General features: G+C 58.1%; 19 protein-coding genes and 1 pseudogene. 8 read left to right on the top strand and 12 right to left on the bottom strand.

Going from position 1 to position 17,734, the window contains the following annotated elements; all coding sequences use genetic code 11:
* Positions 1 to 5 precede the first annotated feature (5 nt).
* Positions 6 to 638, top strand: coding sequence for a CpaD family pilus assembly lipoprotein (locus tag GA0061098_RS12655; RefSeq protein ID WP_091956608.1), 633 nt, complete (start codon positions 6 to 8; stop codon positions 636 to 638).
* Positions 639 to 835: 197 nt separating this feature from the next.
* On the opposite strand, the gene GA0061098_RS12650 is transcribed toward GA0061098_RS12655, so the two are convergent.
* The 11 genes from GA0061098_RS12650 to GA0061098_RS44905 all read right to left on the bottom strand — a co-directional run bounded on the left by GA0061098_RS12650 (position 836) and on the right by GA0061098_RS44905 (position 9,950).
* Complete coding sequence (locus GA0061098_RS12650; protein ID WP_091956607.1) at positions 836 to 1,873, bottom strand: EscU/YscU/HrcU family type III secretion system export apparatus switch protein; 1,038 nt, start codon at positions 1,871 to 1,873, stop codon at positions 836 to 838.
* Positions 1,870 to 2,685: a type III secretion system export apparatus subunit SctT gene (sctT, locus tag GA0061098_RS12645; RefSeq protein WP_091956606.1), complete on the bottom strand. Its 816-nt coding sequence runs from the start codon at positions 2,683 to 2,685 to the stop codon at positions 1,870 to 1,872. Before sctT ends, GA0061098_RS12650 begins: the two co-directional genes overlap by 4 nt.
* Before the next feature lie 697 nt (positions 2,686 to 3,382).
* Entirely contained in the window at positions 3,383 to 3,658 is a 276-nt protein-coding gene (locus GA0061098_RS12640; protein WP_050403016.1) for an EscS/YscS/HrcS family type III secretion system export apparatus protein, read from the bottom strand.
* Position 3,659: 1 nt separating this feature from the next.
* Complete coding sequence (gene sctR / locus GA0061098_RS12635) at positions 3,660 to 4,325, bottom strand: type III secretion system export apparatus subunit SctR (protein WP_091956605.1); 666 nt, start codon at positions 4,323 to 4,325, stop codon at positions 3,660 to 3,662.
* A complete protein-coding gene (sctQ, locus tag GA0061098_RS12630; RefSeq protein ID WP_347337526.1) occupies positions 4,318 to 5,208 on the bottom strand; it encodes a type III secretion system cytoplasmic ring protein SctQ in 891 nt (296 codons plus the stop codon). Before sctQ ends, sctR begins: the two co-directional genes overlap by 8 nt.
* Before the next feature lie 222 nt (positions 5,209 to 5,430).
* On the bottom strand, positions 5,431 to 5,967 hold the full coding sequence (locus tag GA0061098_RS12625; protein ID WP_091956603.1) for a hypothetical protein: 537 nt from the start codon (positions 5,965 to 5,967) through the stop codon (positions 5,431 to 5,433).
* Positions 5,943 to 7,298, bottom strand: a complete 1,356-nt coding sequence (gene sctN, locus GA0061098_RS12620; RefSeq protein ID WP_091956602.1) for a type III secretion system ATPase SctN — start codon at positions 7,296 to 7,298, stop codon at positions 5,943 to 5,945. The genes GA0061098_RS12625 and sctN overlap by 25 nt, the downstream gene beginning before the upstream one ends.
* On the bottom strand, positions 7,295 to 7,918 hold the full coding sequence (gene sctL, locus GA0061098_RS12615) for a type III secretion system stator protein SctL (protein ID WP_091956601.1): 624 nt from the start codon (positions 7,916 to 7,918) through the stop codon (positions 7,295 to 7,297). Before sctL ends, sctN begins: the two co-directional genes overlap by 4 nt.
* Positions 7,915 to 8,547: a nodulation protein NolU gene (locus GA0061098_RS12610; protein ID WP_165637314.1), complete on the bottom strand. Its 633-nt coding sequence runs from the start codon at positions 8,545 to 8,547 to the stop codon at positions 7,915 to 7,917. The genes sctL and GA0061098_RS12610 overlap by 4 nt, the downstream gene beginning before the upstream one ends.
* 9 nt (positions 8,548 to 8,556) lie before the next feature.
* On the bottom strand, positions 8,557 to 9,396 hold the full coding sequence (gene sctJ, locus GA0061098_RS12605; protein WP_091956662.1) for a type III secretion system inner membrane ring lipoprotein SctJ: 840 nt from the start codon (positions 9,394 to 9,396) through the stop codon (positions 8,557 to 8,559).
* A gap of 32 nt (positions 9,397 to 9,428) precedes the next feature.
* The gene (locus tag GA0061098_RS44905; RefSeq protein WP_245323248.1) at positions 9,429 to 9,950 is read right to left on the bottom strand and encodes a nodulation protein NolB; all 522 of its coding nucleotides are present in this window, start codon (positions 9,948 to 9,950) and stop codon (positions 9,429 to 9,431) included.
* Positions 9,951 to 10,139: 189 nt separating this feature from the next.
* On the opposite strand from GA0061098_RS44905, the gene GA0061098_RS12595 reads away from it, so the two are divergent.
* The 3 genes from GA0061098_RS12595 (at position 10,140) to GA0061098_RS43685 (ending at position 14,796) form a co-directional block, all read left to right on the top strand.
* Positions 10,140 to 10,841 (top strand): secretin N-terminal domain-containing protein, encoded by a 702-nt coding sequence (locus tag GA0061098_RS12595; protein ID WP_091956600.1) that lies wholly within the window; start codon positions 10,140 to 10,142, stop codon positions 10,839 to 10,841.
* A 1,504-nt stretch (positions 10,842 to 12,345) separates the two neighbouring features.
* Positions 12,346 to 14,145, top strand: coding sequence for an HrpF/NolX family T3SS translocon protein (locus GA0061098_RS12590; protein WP_430649262.1), 1,800 nt, complete (start codon positions 12,346 to 12,348; stop codon positions 14,143 to 14,145).
* Between the two features lie 459 nt (positions 14,146 to 14,604).
* Positions 14,605 to 14,796: a hypothetical protein gene (locus GA0061098_RS43685; RefSeq protein ID WP_129590840.1), complete on the top strand. Its 192-nt coding sequence runs from the start codon at positions 14,605 to 14,607 to the stop codon at positions 14,794 to 14,796.
* A gap of 91 nt (positions 14,797 to 14,887) precedes the next feature.
* Here GA0061098_RS43685 and GA0061098_RS47755 read toward each other — a convergent pair.
* Positions 14,888 to 14,959: pseudogene (locus GA0061098_RS47755) on the bottom strand (hypothetical protein); the annotation flags it as partial.
* A gap of 526 nt (positions 14,960 to 15,485) precedes the next feature.
* Here GA0061098_RS47755 and GA0061098_RS12585 point away from each other — a divergent pair.
* From GA0061098_RS12585 to sctY, 4 genes are all read left to right on the top strand, one after another.
* Positions 15,486 to 15,719 carry a nodulation protein NopA gene (locus tag GA0061098_RS12585; RefSeq protein ID WP_084674877.1) on the top strand — a complete coding sequence of 78 codons (234 nt, stop codon included), beginning with the start codon at positions 15,486 to 15,488 and terminating at the stop codon, positions 15,717 to 15,719.
* A 114-nt stretch (positions 15,720 to 15,833) separates the two neighbouring features.
* On the top strand, positions 15,834 to 16,724 hold the full coding sequence (locus GA0061098_RS12580; RefSeq protein ID WP_091956659.1) for a SctD/MshK family protein: 891 nt from the start codon (positions 15,834 to 15,836) through the stop codon (positions 16,722 to 16,724).
* A gap of 32 nt (positions 16,725 to 16,756) precedes the next feature.
* Entirely contained in the window at positions 16,757 to 17,296 is a 540-nt protein-coding gene (locus tag GA0061098_RS12575; protein ID WP_091956599.1) for a hypothetical protein, read from the top strand.
* Between the two features lie 2 nt (positions 17,297 to 17,298).
* Positions 17,299 to 17,727 carry a type III secretion apparatus assembly chaperone SctY gene (gene sctY / locus GA0061098_RS12570; protein WP_091956598.1) on the top strand — a complete coding sequence of 143 codons (429 nt, stop codon included), beginning with the start codon at positions 17,299 to 17,301 and terminating at the stop codon, positions 17,725 to 17,727.
* The last annotated feature ends 7 nt before the right edge of the window (positions 17,728 to 17,734 follow it).

The following is a 17,734-nucleotide window of genomic DNA, read 5'->3' as shown; positions in this document are numbered from 1 at the left end:
GCCAAATGACTTTGCGACATCTGTGCTATCCGATCGTTATTGGAGCAACATTGGGGGGCTGCGCAATTACTACCTCGATCCAGCCCGCGCCGGCTGACCAAGAGATCCAGGTCGAGCAGAAGACTAGCGTGCTGTTCCTGCAGAGCCTTCGTGGCCCCGAACGGCATCGGCTGCGAAGCTTTATTGCAGCGACCAGTCGCGGCCGGCGGGATGCCCTCCATGTGGGTGTCATCGGCCCACCCAGACTCATTGCACAGGTGGCCCACGAGGCTCGCGCCATGGGCGTTGCCACCTACAACATCCGGCTGTCCGCTTCTCGTGTGGATTTGCCGGCTCGTTCCGGGGTGAGGATCGAAGCGATCACTTTCGAAGCCCATCCTCCGGTCTGCCCCTCGCTCTCCATCGTCGGTCCTACAGTAAACGACAATTCGTTCAATCCAACCCTTGGCTGCTCAGTCCGGCATAACCTTGCGGTCATGGTCAATGAACCTGGCGACCTGTTAGGCAATAGCGCTGTCATGCCGACCAGTGGTGATCGTGCAGTGCTTCCCATCACCGCACGTGGGGCTACGTCGGCGGGCAACAGGACCAATTTGGAGGATGAAACGCATAACAGGGTTGCGCCAGAAACCCAATAAGCGGCTTCGTAAGACCCGAGCAGCATGAACGTCGGTTGGCCATTCTTGTCCATATCAGTCTTGGAATCGGCCGACGAGCCTTCTGGAATCCAATCTTTGCTCGGTCCTTTTCTTGGGAACGTGCAGCTAGCAGATCAGGTTCTGGGACAGTTGGGTCGTTGACCAGAGATTTGAGCGCATCGCTGTTTTGTGGGACCCTAAACTAGGCCGGCGGCAAAGACTGCCTTTGCAACCCTCTCGAAACACTCCATCGGCACGGCCTTACCCATCGCACCTTTTCGGATCAGCTGACGCGCCAACACATGATCCTCGACAATGCTCAGACGTTGGGCGCGCGCCTCGACCAGTAACTGTGAAGCCGTTTCGCCCTCGCCGCGGCACACCAGTACCGGGACGCCGGTCTCGCCCCGAACGTAGCGCAGCCCAATCAATGTCGCTCGCCCCGTCAGTATCACTGTCGCCCGATGGATGCCGAGCGGAGACTCGTTCGCCGACTCCCGGCGGAGCCTGCGGTGTTCACCCTTGATCTGCGGATTACCATCCTGTTCCTTGGACTCGCGCTTGGCTTCGCTCTGCGTCATGCGCATGTCGCGCAAGAACAACCAACGCTGAATGAGCAGATCGGCCAAGCCGCCAATCAGAAAAGCGCCGGCAGCAATCGCGATCAGCACTTTGAGCTCTTTAAAGACAAAACCAAAGCAGCTCAAATCGCACACGGGCAAGTATACCAGTGCCCTCCAACTTGCGAACACAGTGAAAACGAAAATTGCGCCAAGAACCAAAACTTTGACGATAGACTTTCCAAGCTCGACAACCGACCGCTGGGAGACAATCCGCTTCAGCCCTTTGACGGGGTCCAATTTTTCAAAGCTGGGTTTAAGCGGCTCAACCGAAATCGTCAGCCCGCCGCCGGCCAAGACACCGGCCAGAATCGCCGCAACAATCGCCGCACCTAGGATGGGAGCCGCGGCTGTTATAGAAAGGTCCATCAATCCGACCAACGCCTGCCGGGCCGCACTGTTGAAGGGCTGTTCCTGCAGCTTGTCGGTGAGCCGCACGGCTTCGCGCCATCCGTCTTCGATCGGGCCCGCCCTGAAGCACAGGCAGCCGAAACCAGCGCAAAGGCTTGCCGCGGTCACAAAGTCGGCGCTGCGCGGGCTCTGCCCTTTCTTACGCGCGTCCCTCAGCTTCTTGTGACTTGGTGGAAGGTTTTTCTCTTCGCTCGTGTCGTTCATTTCAAGAACTTCTCGAGCCACTCCAGCACGCCGTTGAACCGAATGATCTCTGCTTGCATATATTCGATCAGGAAGACGGCGTAGCTGACCATAATGATGCCAAAGGCGGCATTCTTGATGGTCGGAGAGAGATCGCTCAGCTTGATTTGCGGCGCAAAGCGCCCGAGCAGCATGACGGATACGTCGATCAGAAGCAGCAGAGCCAGCACGGGCCCGGCGACCACGAGAGTCGTATGCATGACATGGTCGAGAAGCCCGATAAACTCCATTGCCCCTTGGTGGGTCAGGGGCGGTAGCAGCCGATACACGGGCCAGATCAGATAACTTCCATAGAGGCATCTGACCATGGTCTGCAGACCTCCTGATACAACGAAGATCGTAACCGCGGCAGTCCCGAGAAAGAGCCCCATCGGGGCGGTTTGACTGCGTGTGGCAGGATCGTCCACCTGGCTGGAGATGCCGCGCTGGGTATCAATGATGTCACCAACGGCCTGGATGCTCCAAAGTGGTATACTAAGCAGAAAACCGAACAGCAGGCCGATAAATATCTCCTTCAAACCGAGGAGCGAGACCGCAACCATACGGGTGCCCGGATCTAGTGTCTGCAAGCCGTTCCTGATCTGCATCAAGCAAGGCAATCCAATCACAACCGTCGCGCTTGCGCGGATAATCCCGCCAATGTGCGGTCGCGTGAATACCGGAAGAACCAGCATAATGCCGAGGGCCCGGGCCGCGCCAAGTCCTGCCGCAACGACGAACTCGACAGCAGTCTGAATGAGAGTTTGCGTCTCGGTGGGTGACAAGGCATCCATTTGAGCTCAGCTCGTCGTTCCTTCAGCCAATGCAACCGTCGCACTCACGTCGCCATGATGTGAGACGTCAAGAACTCTGCAGATCTCTTGTCCCAGCGGTTGCAGAGCGACAGGCCTCCCACAAGGCAGATGACTTCGGCTTCAACCATCCATATGACTACAGCCATCCGGCGCAGAGGTGTGACCATTCGATGAGAGCACCGGCGAAATCGCGCCGCTGCGCGGCCTACAAGCCACGCTTCTTCCGCTCTCACCGGCCGCAGCGGTTTGGAGATCTGAGGGCCTCAAAGCTTCCATCAATTTCGCAGTCAATGGAGATCGGTCTCGAGCGGCACCTCCATTCGCAGGCTCATTCACCAGAACGCCAGAATCGTGGGGCCGCTTGCAATCAAGGCGGTTCGCCCGTTCACTGCGTCGACAACTCGCCAGGCAATGCATCGAGGACCAGGTCTCAGCAGGTAATTCCGTCACCTCGAAGCAAAACCTAAATCGAATGGATAGAACTTCCAAATGGGGTCATTCTTCCTCCGAATACGGCAGGCTCACGGAGCCGAACAGGACAGTTCGGATATTTATCCGTCGCATGCTAGTAGGGCTAGCTTTCGATAAGCTGACGAACTCGCCCTTTTGTGGTTCACAATCAACGCCGACAAACGCGCGCTATAGCAAAAACTTAGACAGCCGTGCGTTCCGCGCACTAATACCTCGCTGTGAGCGCGGGGAACTCAGTGAAGATATGCTGGGCTTGCTCGATCAGCGGCGCGCTCAGCACCGGAGCAAACAGAACGAGCACGGCGACGACGACGAGGAGCTTCACGGTAAGCGGCAAGGTTTGATCCTGGAGCTGGGTTGCTGCCTGCACGATGCCGATACCCAATCCGGCCACGAGGGCTGCCAGGAGCGGCGGCAGAACCCAGATCATGAACAGGACCAGTGATCGGCTCACGTGGGTGAGGATGCTGGCCTCGTCCATCTCAACTCCCCGGAGATGCGTAGCTTAAGACCAACCCGTGCATGAGCCGTGACCAGCCGTCGATTGTGACGAACAGAAAAAGCTTGAAAGGAACGGATATCATTGTTGGTGACACCATTGACATGCCCATGGCCATCAGAATTGTCGTCACAATCAGGTCAATTGTGATGAACGGAAGATACAGAAGGAAGCCGATTTCAAACGCACGCTTAAGCTCCGAGATCAAAAAGGACGGCACCAGGATCGCAAAATCATCGGCTGTTGCGTTGCCGCGCATCTCCTCCGACCAGATATGTTCCGTCGACGACAGGAAGAACGTGCGCTGCTCCTCAGTGGTGAACTTCTTGAGATGGGCGCGCAGCGGCTCGCTGCCCTCCTTGGCGGCGGTCAACCAGTCGTCGGCGGTTTGGTAACGAAGTTGCATATCGGTCACGCGGTTGTATGTTTGCTCGAATACCGGGGCGTCTATGAACACGGTAAGGATCAATGCAGCGCCATACAGAACGATGTTCGGTGGTATCGACTGAGTGCCGAGCGCGTTGCGGATCAGGAAGAGAACGACGGAAACCTTGATGAACGCCGTCGTTGTGACGACTGCGAACGTCAACAGGCCAAGGCCGGCGGTCGCCGCAACAAGCGCAAGGATGCTCGGTTGAATGTCAACCATTGACCGCCAACCTGCTACGTAACCGGATGCCCAACGCTTCACCGACACGTACGATGTCGCCGCGGCCGATCAATTGACCGTTGGCGACAATGTCGACCGGACCGTCCAGCTGCCGGCCAAGCTCGAACACGTGCCCCTCGTTGATGTTTCTCAACGTACCCAGCGGGATGGGCCAGCGGCCGCATTCGAACACGAGCGTGATCTCAACACTGTCGATGTCGGCTTCCGAGGGCGGGATTGCTTGCTCCGCTTGGGGTCGTATCGTCATATTTGCATACCTTAGAGGATGGGACTGCAGGCGGAATGGTCCCCGAAGGATAAGTCTGTCGCCCGCGACCTGCGCCGGCGCCCACAACTTGTCCGCAGCGAGGATGAGCTGGCCATGGGCAAATGGAATGACGTCCGGCAGCAGTGCGTCGCCGGGCTGTGCTTGATGAAGAAGCCTGACGGGCGCCCGCAGCGAGCCGATCTCTCTCGCAATCACGACCGGCAATTCCGAAGAAATCATGCCTAAGTCTCGCGGTAATTGGCCGATCAACTCGCCTAACGCACGAAACGCAGACGGAACCAGACCGTCAAGTGGCGCGAACAAGAACAGGCGGGCCTCGGCCGCCAGCGGTCCGAAAGTAACGTCGAGCTCCAAATAGGGGTCTTTGGCCGTCGCGTCTTCGATGCGGATCAGCTGCAAATTCAGCGCGAGCATGATCTCTAATCGAGCGAGCCAAGGTTCCAGAGCAAGTTCGAGAAGCAGCGAGCGGGTTGGGTCGGAAGGTAAAGTAAGGCCATACTGGACCATTGAAATCAGCGCCTCGACGAGAAGGCGGGGCAAGGACAAGACAGCGGTCTCGCCTCCGGCGCAAAATACGCAGTCGAGCATCGACATGGCATATGGCTCGGCCTGCCAAACAAGCCGGCTTATACGGATCGATAGCGGCTTATCGCCAAGGCGGCTCTGCAGAACCGTGCGTGGTGCTGCGACCTCGTTGAGCCACGAGACCACGCCATGCGACAACTTTACCGCTGGCTGAAATAGTACAAGTTCACCCACGGCATTTACCGACAGGTTCCACGGGCGCAGCTCGCGACGTTATAAGAGAACGAGCCATCAGTTCGAGCCACCGACCGCTTGGCTGCGCGAACCACCCTGATATCGGAGCAAAACCTCGTCGTCGGCATCGATTTCGGCTGCACACTCCGAACGGACAGCGGTAGTGCGCTGGACATCGCCCTCAATCTCCTCCCATTTCTGGCTCGCCGCCGAACGCTTGGCCCATATGGTCCGCGCCTCATTCACTGACCGCTGAGCCTGCTCATGCGCGACGCGCGCCTGCTCACGCGCCTGGCGTGCCGATTCGATCTGTGCTGCCAGTCGCCCAAGGACGAGTTGACAGCGACGATCGAGCTCGGTCACGGACATCGTCTTGAGCGACGCCAGCTCCTGATAAAGTTCAGCTTCGACCTTGGCGCGACGACTCTCCGCGCCCTCAAGATTCTCAGACGCTCGCTGCAGCGCTTCGACCGCAATTCGGCGCCTGGCTTCCATGTTCGACAACTCACGAAGCGCGCTTCGCTCTCTCATGTCTTTCACCAGCCGCAATTTCGACGCTTGCAGGAGATTCAGGCCGTCAGACGCGACATCCATGAAACGGTCTCCTCAAAGCTAGACGGCTCGTCCTGTCCCTGGCGCAAGAATGCGCGCAGTTCCTCGATTGAATCGATTGCCCGATCAGTCAGTGGATCGCTGCCCGGCTTGTATTCACCGACCTTGATCAGGAACTCAGCCTCATTGTAGCGCGAGAGCAGATCGCGGAAGACGGATGCCGCCTTGCGATGTGGACCAGAGGCGACCGCATCCATGACACGACTTCGGCTCGACAGCACGTCGATGGCGGGAAAATGCTCCCGCGAGGCCAGCGCGCGCGAAAGAATGATATGACCATCGAGAATGCCGCGCGACTCTTCGGCGATCGGATCGCCCGTGCCGTCACCTTCGACAAGCACGGTATAGAATGCCGTGATCGAGCCCCGCTCGCCCATACCGGCACGCTCCAACAGACCAGGCAGCAGCGCAAAGACGGAAGGAGGAAAGCCGCGCCGGGTAGGAGGTTCTCCTGCGGCAAGGCCGATTTCGCGCATCGCTCGGCTAAAGCGCGTCAGCGAATCCATCATCAGAACGACCTGCAGCCCTTGATCACGAAAATACTCGGCGAGTGCGGTCGCCATATGAGCGCATTGCGCCCGCTCCATTGCCGATCGATCGGATGTCTCAACGACAACGATCGTGCGAGCAAGGGCATCTCCAATATGACGTTCGATGAATTCACGCACCTCGCGTCCACGCTCTCCTATGAGCGCAACCACGGTAACATCTGCGGCCGCGCCTTTTACAATTTGCGACATCAGCGTCGACTTACCGCAACCGGCATCTCCATAGATTCCGATCCGCTGACCTTCGCCACACGTCAGAAGTCCATCCAGCACGCGAACGCCGAGGGGAAATGGCTGCTCGATGCCACGCCGCCTCATCGGGTTGGGCGCCTTGCCGCGGAGCGGATACGTGTGGACCGTCTTTATCGGCCCCTTGCCATCGAGTGGACGGCCGAAGCTATCGATCACGCGGCCGAGCAGGTCGGGCCCGACTGACACCTCCTGCATGCGCCCGGTCGGGAGCACTTCCGCCCGGTGGGACAAGCCTACCAAATCGCCAATGGGCGTCAGCAAAACCCCGTCCGGCAGCAAACCGATGACTTCCGCTTCAAGTGACCATCCAGAAGCGTGATCCTGCAACAGGCAAAGTTCTCCAACACGGGCCCCCGGCAATACGGCATGGAGCAAGGTGCCGATCGCACGCGTGATCCGTCCCCGCACGGCACGCGTATCGACATCCTTTGCTGCGAGTCTTAGAGATGCTATCGCCGCATGCACATCTCCTTCTCCGGCCGATTGATCATGGCCTGATCGTTGCGTCGTCACGGAGCGCTTTCCTGAGAAGATGGATTAAGGCTGAGACGCAATGTGCGCAGCTGCGCGGCAAGCCCTAAATCGACACTGCCGAACTCACTCCATAGAACGCACTGGTCAGGCCCCACGGCCGGGTCCGGATCAATTCTGACTTTCGGCCGACTATCCGTTCCATCGAACGTCACGAATTCATGCCTTAGTGCATCAGCATTCACAGGAGACACGTGAAGGCATACTTCTGCGCTGCCATATCTTTGCTCGATGGCGTGACGAACGGTCCTTACCAACATCTCCCCCGGATCAAAGGAGCCCAACAAATCGGTCAATATCTCAATCACGAGCTGTGGCAACTCCCGTTGCAGAACGGCTTTTCGCCGGGCCACATCGGAAGCAGCTCGGGCGATTAGCTGTGCCATTTCGTCCGAGCCTGACCTAAGACCTTCGCAATGGCCGCGCTCCCGCTCCTGCTGATAGGCTTTCCTTGCCCAACTGCGAACCTGCCGCAGATATCGCTCGGCTAACGCGCGCGTCTGCACCGCATCGTACCAGATACCAAGTTCCGCGGCTGGTATGAGCGGACCAAGCGGCCGTATCCGCGGGCTATCTGGCAAGACTGTTTCGTTGGCCGTCATGCCGCTGGCTCCTCCGTGGCCAAGTGGGCCACCACCAAAGACAGTAACTGACCCGCTGAATTGTGGTGTTCGGCTGCTGGGGATTCGGCGGTGGTCCCCACAGGTAAGCGGAAAAGAACGCGCACACGGTCAAGCTCTGTTGCGTCCTTGAGCCAAGCACCAAGGCAGGCACATCCGTCATGTTCAATCTGGCTCGCGAGCTTCTGCGGATCGTCAATCGATGTAGTTGCGACGGCGCTGGATAAGTGTCGGATTGCGAAAGCATGAGCTTCCGCACCAATATTTTCGATCAGAATCGCTACATCGTGCTTTGACACAAGCTTGAGCACCGAACGGGCATGCCAGATACTGCCGGCGAGCAGGGCCGCCCGACGCGGATCATGCCCTAGCAGAACGTCCCTACCCCAGTCGGTTCCGTGCGAGACCAGCTCACTGCCCATTAGCAATTCGACCAGTCTTTGCTGCAGTCTCGGAGTCTTCTGCAGCTGCAGCACTGTGGCGGCCGACAGGAGCCCATCAAGATGGCCGGCAAACCGGCCGGGATGAATCAAAGCGGCAAGCTCGCGCAGGCGATCGGAATGCGGGTTGAGTGAATGATTTGGGTCAGTGGATGCCATCGATACGGACATGCTTGCCGCCTATTTCGGATCGGAGGACAGTTTTTTGCCGGCGGACTGAACCGCTGGCTTGCTGGCACCTCTGCCGAAATTTGTCACTTTGCGCCAAGATTGACGAAGCTGTCGCCCACGTGTGCTCAGCAGCACGTAAGATAGAATGCCCAACGCGGCGAGCGCACCTCCTGCACCGATCGCAATGTGACTTGCGATGAATTTCGTTGGTTCGGCGGAAGCTGCCGCTGGCACAACGGAGACCTCATGCTGAGCTCGCTCAACCGGCACGAACACGACCGCCACCTTGTCGTAAGATAGACCTTCGATGCTATTGGCGACGAGCATCTTGATCTGCGGCAGCAAGGCTGAGAGCTTCGCGTTGGAGGCGTGTCGAATGAAAACCGACGCCGAGGACGGGGTTGCATCCTGTCGCAAAAGATCATTCTTCGGCAGAACGACATGAACACGGGCGGAGAGAACCCCATCGATATCGTTGATCGTGCGCGACAATTCTTCACTGAGAGCATAGACGTAGCGGGCTCGCTCCTCAACCGGAGAGGCAACGAGGCCCGCCCCCTTGAACACCTCACCAAGGCTCTTGAAGGATTGGCGCGGCAAGCCATGGTCATTCAGCAGCTCGATTGAGTAGGCGAGCTGCCTTTCTTCCACCTGAATTGTGCTGGTCCCATCCTTACCGACGACACGGATGGCATCGACGCCCTTGCTCAGGAGCAGCCCAAGCATCTCGTTGGCTTCACGCTCCTGAACTTTGGTATACAGATCAGCTTTGCAGCCGGCGAGGGTCAGCAAAAGCAGCAACAGAACGAGAGCATCAAGCCGCTTTCTTGCGGGCCGGCCATTACCGATCTTGTGTTTCGTCAAGACAGCCAACGGCCCACTCAGCCCGCCGATAGAAGCTTATTCAGAGAAGAACTGACAGCACCTGTCCCCTTTGAGATGAGCGAAACCTGGATGACGCCGTTGTAAACATCCCGCAGATTCGTCAGCGCCGAGTCGAAATGATCCGCACCCTCCGGTTTGCCCACTGGATGCACCTCCACTTGCTGCACACGCAAGACCGGTTGCGCGGCCGGCCCAAGCTGCAGACTCTTGGTAGGATCAGGCTGGCCGACGAGCGCCGGCGAAACTGCACCCGACGGAAATGGTTTGCCCTGGTGGATAGCAGAAATGCTCTGAAGGACGCGATCGCCTAGCGGGCTCGCCGGCGCCACTGCGCGCTGCACTTCCGGCAGCGATGGAGCTGGCGCGTGCTCGGTCACAGAAGAGGCGACACCTTGGTTCGAGGCCGCCTGCGCAAGACTCTCAACAAACTGAGCGTGTGCCGGCGAACAGCCGCTGGAGGCACACTCGACGGAGTTGGCAGAGATCGACGTAACGCCAAACAACATGGAGGAAATCATTTCTGTCACGTGGTGAGATGAGCCGTTCGTTCGCACGAATGGGCCGCACCTTAGAGAAGCAAGCTGACCAAAAACTGACGAGCATCTGTCATCTAATGATCACGGTTAGCTTCCAATTTGGGACGAAGACTCGGCTTCCACATTTTGGGACGAATTCCGGTGCTTGTTCTCAAGTGCAAAATAGCAGGAATGCTCATCCCATCCACAAGGCTGCACATCTTGACGAAAGTTCTCTATGCTGGTGTTTTCATTTGCTTTGGCGTCGTCGAGGCGCTCGGCGCGCCCCTGGCGCTGCCATCGACGCCTTACAGTTACACAGTTCTGGATCAGGACCTCGCGGCCGCACTGCAGGAATTTGGCAACAACCTAAACATCAGGGTCAATGTCAGCACCGGGGTGAAGGGGCGGATTCGCGGGCGAATGCCGGATCTCCCACCGCGAGAGTTCCTCGAACGGTTGATTAATCTCTACAATCTTCAATGGTACTACGATGGGCTGGTGCTCTACGTATCCGATGCGCATGAGGCGCAAAGCCGCCTTTTGGTCTTGAGTCCAGTCAGCTTTGATGCGTTCAAGGCGGCACTCGATGCGCTCAACATCTCCGACGAGCGTTACATCGTGAGACCCGTACCGGGAGATGGCCTCGTCTTCGCCTCTGGTCCACCCCGCTTTGTCGCGCTTGTGGAGCAAACAGTGAAAGGACTTGCGGCGGAGGCACAGGCACGGCGAAACCCGAGCGGTGCCGAAAAGCCGCCGCACGAGTCGGTTTTGATGCTGTTTCGGGGATCCTCCAGCGTGGTCGTTCGCGAAGGACGACCGAATGACGCTCCTTCGCCGGAGGCATCACATCAAGACGGCGTGGTCCACACACTCGATGCAGGTAAGAAATGACTTGATGACAACAGATGGCCTGGAAGAGATGCAATGCGTCTGCTTATGCCCTCTGTCAGCTTTTCGAAAGCTACTGCTGCCATTGTCAGAGCGCGGATGTGTAGATGGCCGGTGCCGCAGGGTGGCGCAATAAACGTCCAAACCGGAGCCACGGATGCGAAGCAGAATTCTAGCCAGCAGCATCGGTGAGCGTGTTTAGCCACTTTAGCGCCTCATGCGAGCTTTTGAACAACTCCACGAAGTGCGTCATGCAAATGAGCTTCGTCGCATAAGAATGAAAGCCACTCCGTTGTCCAAAAGGAGGAACAGGATGGACTTCAACGCGCTAAGCCGGGCGGACAACAGCCCAGCGTCCCACTCGTCCTCATCGCCCGCCGGTCCAAGGGAGTTTGAGCGTGAACTAATGGCATTGCATGAAATACTCGATTACAGCCAGGACCTAGTTTAGCAGGAACTCGGAGGCAGATCATTGCGTGTCGAGCCATCATTGAGCGGCGGTGCCCGGTCCAATTCCCAACAGCAGATCGCTCAACACCGCGCGGACGCCTCCGATCTCGGAGTTTGGCAAGATCTTGAGCCTTGGCTCATGCGGGCCGGGTCACCTCACGCTGGACGGTCTCAAGCTGGGCCACGTTGCACGCAGGGTTGCTCCGCCGGAAATTGGAGAGTTCGCCATGGCGAACGGTCGTCGCGCCAAGGACGACTGGGTCTTCACTGGCCAAACCGCTACGCCCGCTCAGATCGAAATGCTAAGAAGCCGCGATCTCAAACCTACCAGGGGTGTCCGGACAACAACGTTCACCATCCTGGGTGTGCCTCACACGGCGGAATGGCGAGAAGAAGGTCTTATTCGTCTCAAACCGTCGCTGGACCCTTCCCTTTGGCCTGTAGGTTCGAGCGAACACTCGCCAAGCGGCTAAGCATGTTGACATGAAGAATGCCGAGCGCAGCTGAGCTTCGATCCGCTCGGGGCAATAGGCTCCGCACAATACCGTCGGCTTTTTCGAGCATCTACGCAAGCGCCAACACTCTCGTCGGGCGCGAGGTCGCTACGCGTGGGTGATTTCACTATAAGATGCTGCGGAGACCTGCGACGTTGTTTCACGAATCAGCGCACGTGACCATCCGCAGAGCGGCAGACTCGGCCTCGCTAATTCGACCTAGTTGGCCCGGAGGCGAGCGATCGAGCATAACCAGTAAGCCGATTCCGATATCGAGAACCCATCACCGCCTCTCACACCATCATTGCGCGTCTCGTTGTGAAACCTCTGAGCGCCGTCAGCTTTTGGAAAGCTAATCGAACCTACCATGTGGCGTGAATATCTAGACGGCGATGTGCCTATAGATTGTAGCGGAACTGAGCGCTGGGGGCGCACTGAGCAATCGGAAGCGAGTGGTAGGAGCCATCGAAGCCTATCGACATTTCTTGCTCGTTGTTCGTCGCGATTCTCGGGCTGCGCCACATGACCGGCTTGTGGTGCGATCTCAAATCAGAGGACGTATAATGTCAGTCAACAACCTATCGCTAACCGCCAGCTCGAGTTTGTCCGGGCTGGCCCCCGGGCCCTCATCGGCGCGGGATCTTTCAAACTTCGAGGCGATGCTGGCTAGTTTCTCGTTGAAAGACAATGCCGATGCCCGTTCCACTCCACAGGATCCGCCGGCTGCAGACTCGGCCAAGCAGCTGACGGAGGAACTCACGCAGGAAGTGCGGAACATCCTCCCGCCGGAGATCAAGGCCGCACTCGACGCATGTCAGCAGGCCCCAGAGCCATCCTCCGCGGAGTCCTCCTCCGCTGCGAGCGCCCCGAAGATTGCAGAGGCACCCGTACAAAGCTCCAGGATCACGTGGAACAGCGGCACGCTGACTGATGCCGAGCTGCAGATTGTGTCGGTGCTGAACCGACACAAAGACAAATGCCCGCTGGATTGGAAATCTCTTGGAGATTTGGCCAACGATCCCTCCACACCGCCGGATCTAAAGGCGGCGATCGAGGCTCTGCAACTGGACCCAGAGCTTTTCTATGCGATAGGCTCGCAAGGTGACGGCCGCTGCGGCGGGAAGATCAAAGCAGGCGATCTCTCCGGCTTCTCCGATCACCACCCTCAGGTTGCTGCTTTCCAGGAGCAGCGGGCAAAGAGCTATACGCAAAACTACATCCCTTCCGACGGCACCCGGAATGGCGCGCCATCGGTTATGACCCAGACCGATGCATTGCGCGAGCTCTATCGGTATTCCGACAACCTGCCTAAGAACCTGAGCCTTGCGGATTTCAAGCGGATCGTCGATGGCGAAGCTAAAACCGGCAAATGCCCGCCACAGGTCCTCGCGGCCGCTCAATACTTCCTCGACCACCCGGATGAATGGAAGCACTTGTACGGCGGCTCGATAGACAAGGTCCACAAAGAGGACTTCCTGCAGGTTGCTTCATCATCGATGAATCTCTCGCAAGCCGAGCTCGATACGCTTAATACGATCAGCAAGAACCAAAACGCTTTCTTCGGAAAGGGTGATCTGACCCGAGAAAAACTGGCGAGCATGGTCGATGATAAGAGCCTCCCGCCCAACGTGCGAAAGGCGGCCTCCCAGCTGCTCTCCGATCCTGTGTTGTTCGGGTTGATGAACAACGCGATTACAGGCTACAAAACCCACCATAAGTTCTTCGACTTCGGCGGCGGTCATACGGTCGATTCCGGCAACATCAGCAACACCGACTTCAATCAGTTCTTCAACAACATGTCGGGTGCGAACCGCACCGCTCACCAAGTGAAGACGCATGCCGTCCGAACGCCTGCCGAGCAGGACGCGGTCGCGGACATGACGATGGGCGCGGCAGACCAGCCCGACATCAAGTCTCCCAAAAAGAACGGTGGTGCCTTCATGCACGCACTTAATGACGTGCTCAAAGTTGGCTCTAAAATATTCGACTGGGCCGCGACAGCAGTCGGTGTACTTGGCTTCATTCCAGGCTTGGGTGAACTGGCCGATCTGGCGTCAATGGTGCTCGAAGCCGAGGCGCAAGCTGCAAATCTTCTTCACACAGCCATCAGTGGGGGCAACATAAAGCAAGCGCTGGAAGAAGCCGGGCTGAGCCTTGCGGCACAGGCCGTGGGCTGCATCGCCGGACCTGAGGTCAAATTTGCAATGCGAGAAGGCTTGGTGAAGCAGGCAATTCAAGAAGCCGCGACGGCCGGCATCAACCTGCCGGTTTCGGTGGCCCAGTCCTACGCGGAGGATTATCTGAATAACCTAAAGGCTCGCATCGAATCCGAGCGCTTGCAAGCTGCAGGCGCTAACGCCTAGGCGGAGCGACGCAATCTTCTCAGGATCACGCTGGAAACGCTAATCGGGCTTGCGCGGCCTCCGCGCGGTTGGGCCTCTCTGCCGAGCAGCAGGTCGCGCAAGCTCTACCAGCATACTTGAGGCCGCCCCCGAATCCGAGGAACTTACTTCGGCTCTTCACTGCGTACAAAATGTTGGCCGCACTCGATCGTTCGAATCCGACCCTCAAACCCAGTCCGCCGCCGTGAAGTTCCATCGACTGCATACGCCGCCTGTCAAGACCGCGATGCATTAACACTACGCGACAGCCGGCCGCAGCCGCGGAGCCTGCCGGTTGCGCAAGGATCGAGAGCACATTGGTCCAGAGCGGTAGAAGTCCGAAGGGCTCTTTCTCGACTGGCGGGCTTCTGCTAGGTCTCCCTGAAAGCAGGTCGCGATTGACGAATCTGCTATGGGCCCGCCAGGACCGAGGAACCGCTCTTGGCCGCTGAATCGGCCGTCACTCTGGCTTTCCGCCTCGCTCCGACCAGCTCAAGCCCCATGCCGCTTCGCCTGACTGCAAGCGAATTGTCGAAAGAGCTCGGAGGCATCGCAAGAGACGTGATCCCGAGATTGCAGCACGTCGGCCTCAAAACGTTTTTGTTAGTGGTGACTTTGGTATTCCGCTATTGAAGCTTTCGAAACGATGAGCAACGCGCTCACCCGATCAAGCTTCACAAACGATTGTTTGTCTTAACCATCTGATCTCCAGCTTTCGCGGGCGGTCATGCCCCACCAGCGTGACCAACAAGGTGTGCTCGACGTTGTGGTAGAGTGCATCGCTGTTACCACACTTGTTCAAATACGGTCGGCTGGTGAAGACGTATAATGATGATCGACCATCGGCTCATTGCATTTTCTACGACTCGTCAGCTTGTCGAAAGCTAATACTTGCATAGTGGAGGGCGGAAACTGCCTCCATTGGCACCGATCGAATTGACATAGGAGAACCCGATGCGCGTTACGAGCTCTAGCGCCGCTGGGCACGTTGATGCTGACCTCCATGCGGCTGGCGGCAAAAGCGGCGGCAAAAAAGGATCTCACAAGCCTGGCGAGCGCGACGATCACGCCCGATCGCCTGATGCAAACATTCCCGTAAACGGCGGCGCGCCCACTCCGGGCGGAAACTCGCACGAAGCCGCTATGCAGCAAGCGTTCAGCGCCGCTTTGGGAGCCGCTGCTCTCCAAGTTGCGAATAGTGCAATGAGCCATTTCGACGATGTCATGGCCGAGACAGAGGAGGATTCCTGACGTCGCATGTTGCGACGTTAGGAAATAGGAGCCGCACGTCGCGGCGAAATTCGAGCACACAGGAGAATAGTATGACTAAAAATGTTGGTGCGTCTCATACCTCGACTGCAGGTGGAGCAGCCGGCACCGCTACTGCTGCAGCCGCTTCCACGGCTGCTGAAGCTGCTGGAGAGGCGGCATTCCAACGGCAAATCGCCGCCCTGACTTTGACCAGCACAAAGGCTGCTGAGAGGGATGTGGAACTTCGCGTCGTCTCGACCGAGCTCTCGACCGTCAAGAAAGCCGCCGATGAGCGGGTGCAGTAAGGGATGAGATGGGGCGACGTCGCCGCCCCACTTTCCCCGGCTGCTTAGTCTGTGAAGTCGCACGGGCCGTACGGTTTTGCCGTACGGTTCCGTTCGCTGTTCAGGAAACCGACCGTGAATGAACCAAATTGCCCGCATTTCGAAGTGTTGTCGGGGTGTTACTCCGGGCTGACAAGTAAAGTGGGGGTCGGATCGTGTCTGATTGGCAGCAGCCTCGATGCTGACTTGATCTTCGTCGAACAAGGCCTCGAACCGCACCATATTCGTGTCACCCCCCATTCCAATTCAATTGAGATCGAGGCCCTTGCGGGGGACGTTAGGATCGAGGGGCACGAGACTGTTTTACCGAACGAATCCATTGTTGTCCCTCTTCCTGTCGTTTTGCATGCCGGGGCGATGTCCATTCGCTGGACGATCGAGGACTACAAACAAGCTGGCTCCATCGACCGCCGGCATATATCGCTCGCCTTTCTTGCTTTGGTCCTGATCAGCTCTGCCGCGGTTGGCGCAGTCTCACCCAGTTTCGTCCAGACCGACACCACCGTGGCGTCAAGTCCGTCGTCCCCTGCTCCGGACATTGCGCCCAAGCTGGCGCTCAGCGCTCCTGATGCTCTGGCCACCGATGCCGCTGCCGAACGGTTGCAAGAGGAAGTTCACAGAGCGGGCCTTGTCGGCATCAAGGTCGGCTCTGGGGCGGGCGTTGTCACCGCCGATGGCACCGTTACGCCCGCCTCGCTCGCCACATGGCGAGACGTCCAGCAGCGGTTTGATCACAATAGCAATGGCGCTTATACGCTCGTCAATGCGGTGGCTATCAAGGATGAGAAGACGCCTCCCGCAATTGGGGTCCAAGCTGTTTGGCGCGGGAGCGACCCCTATATTGTCATTGCTGGTCAAAAGTATTTCGTCGGCGCGCTCTTAAGCAATGGATGGACCGTCTACGGGATTGAGGAAGGGCGTGTTCTGCTGAGTCGGGATGGCCGGCTTGCCACTCTACCCTATTAGCGTTTAGGCCGCAGGTAAGGAAGCAAAGTGCCATGACTAGGCTGCCCCCCAATCCCGTCGAGCCCGGCACCTCTTTTCAGGAGCCAAACGTTGATCATCATGCATCTGCCATCACGCCGGTCAATTCTCGAGCCAAGTCCATCGGGATTGACCGGACGCGTGGCAATGATCCCAAGAGCCACACCTCACTTTCTCGTCACAGTGACGTGCCGGATCGGTTGGTGGACGCCACGATCGAGAGCGCGCTCGAGCTCAGTTCGATCGATGCAGTTTCGCGCATCAATCTAGACGAGGCGCGCGCCCCGCCAGGTCAGATCGAGCCAAGCTCGGAACTCGCTTGGCTTAATGAGCCCAATCTCGCGCACAGTCTGCTCTCCTTCGTGACGCCGCGCTTACGTCATTCGCATGTTCTGCGTCCAGAGCAACACGGCCTTCTTCTGGAGCGTTTGGCTGATACGCTATCAGCCGCGCCAGAGGATTTGGTGCCACGTGAAGGGGCCGCCCTTCTGCAACTGGAGCTGCAACGTTTAATCCTGCTCCGGCAGAGTCACAACGGCTTGATCAAAGGCTAGCAATGGTCGTGCCAGACAAAGTGCAACACTTCACATCTACACAGCCGCCGATCGTTTCCGAAGCCGGCGCTATCGAGCTGATCTCCGGGCCGGAGCGAGATTTGCTCTGCGTGCTTTCTTATGTCTACCTTGCGTGCGGACAGAGCGCCAAGAGCCTGGCTCTGTTGCGGCTGGTCCCTCACGAACAGTCTCAAGACATCGGCCTGCTCCGCATCCTGGCCTACGCTCTCATCTCGGAGCGTCGCGGTGACGAAGCACTGTCGGTATTGGACAGGCTTGACAAACTGGATGACGAGCCGTCTTCGTGTCCGCCCTTGATGCTGATGCGCAGCCACGCCCTGCGCCACGCTGGCCGCATGATCGAAGCGCAAGCCGTCTTCAAACGCTATGTTTTGTTGCGGGGCAGAACAGCTGCAATCAAACAACAATAAGGCTTCT

This window comes from Bradyrhizobium shewense, assembly GCF_900094605.1.
Taxonomy (GTDB): domain Bacteria; phylum Pseudomonadota; class Alphaproteobacteria; order Rhizobiales; family Xanthobacteraceae; genus Bradyrhizobium; species Bradyrhizobium shewense.
Note: the sequence above shows the minus strand (reverse complement) of the source record. Positions and strands in the feature narration are given on the sequence as shown.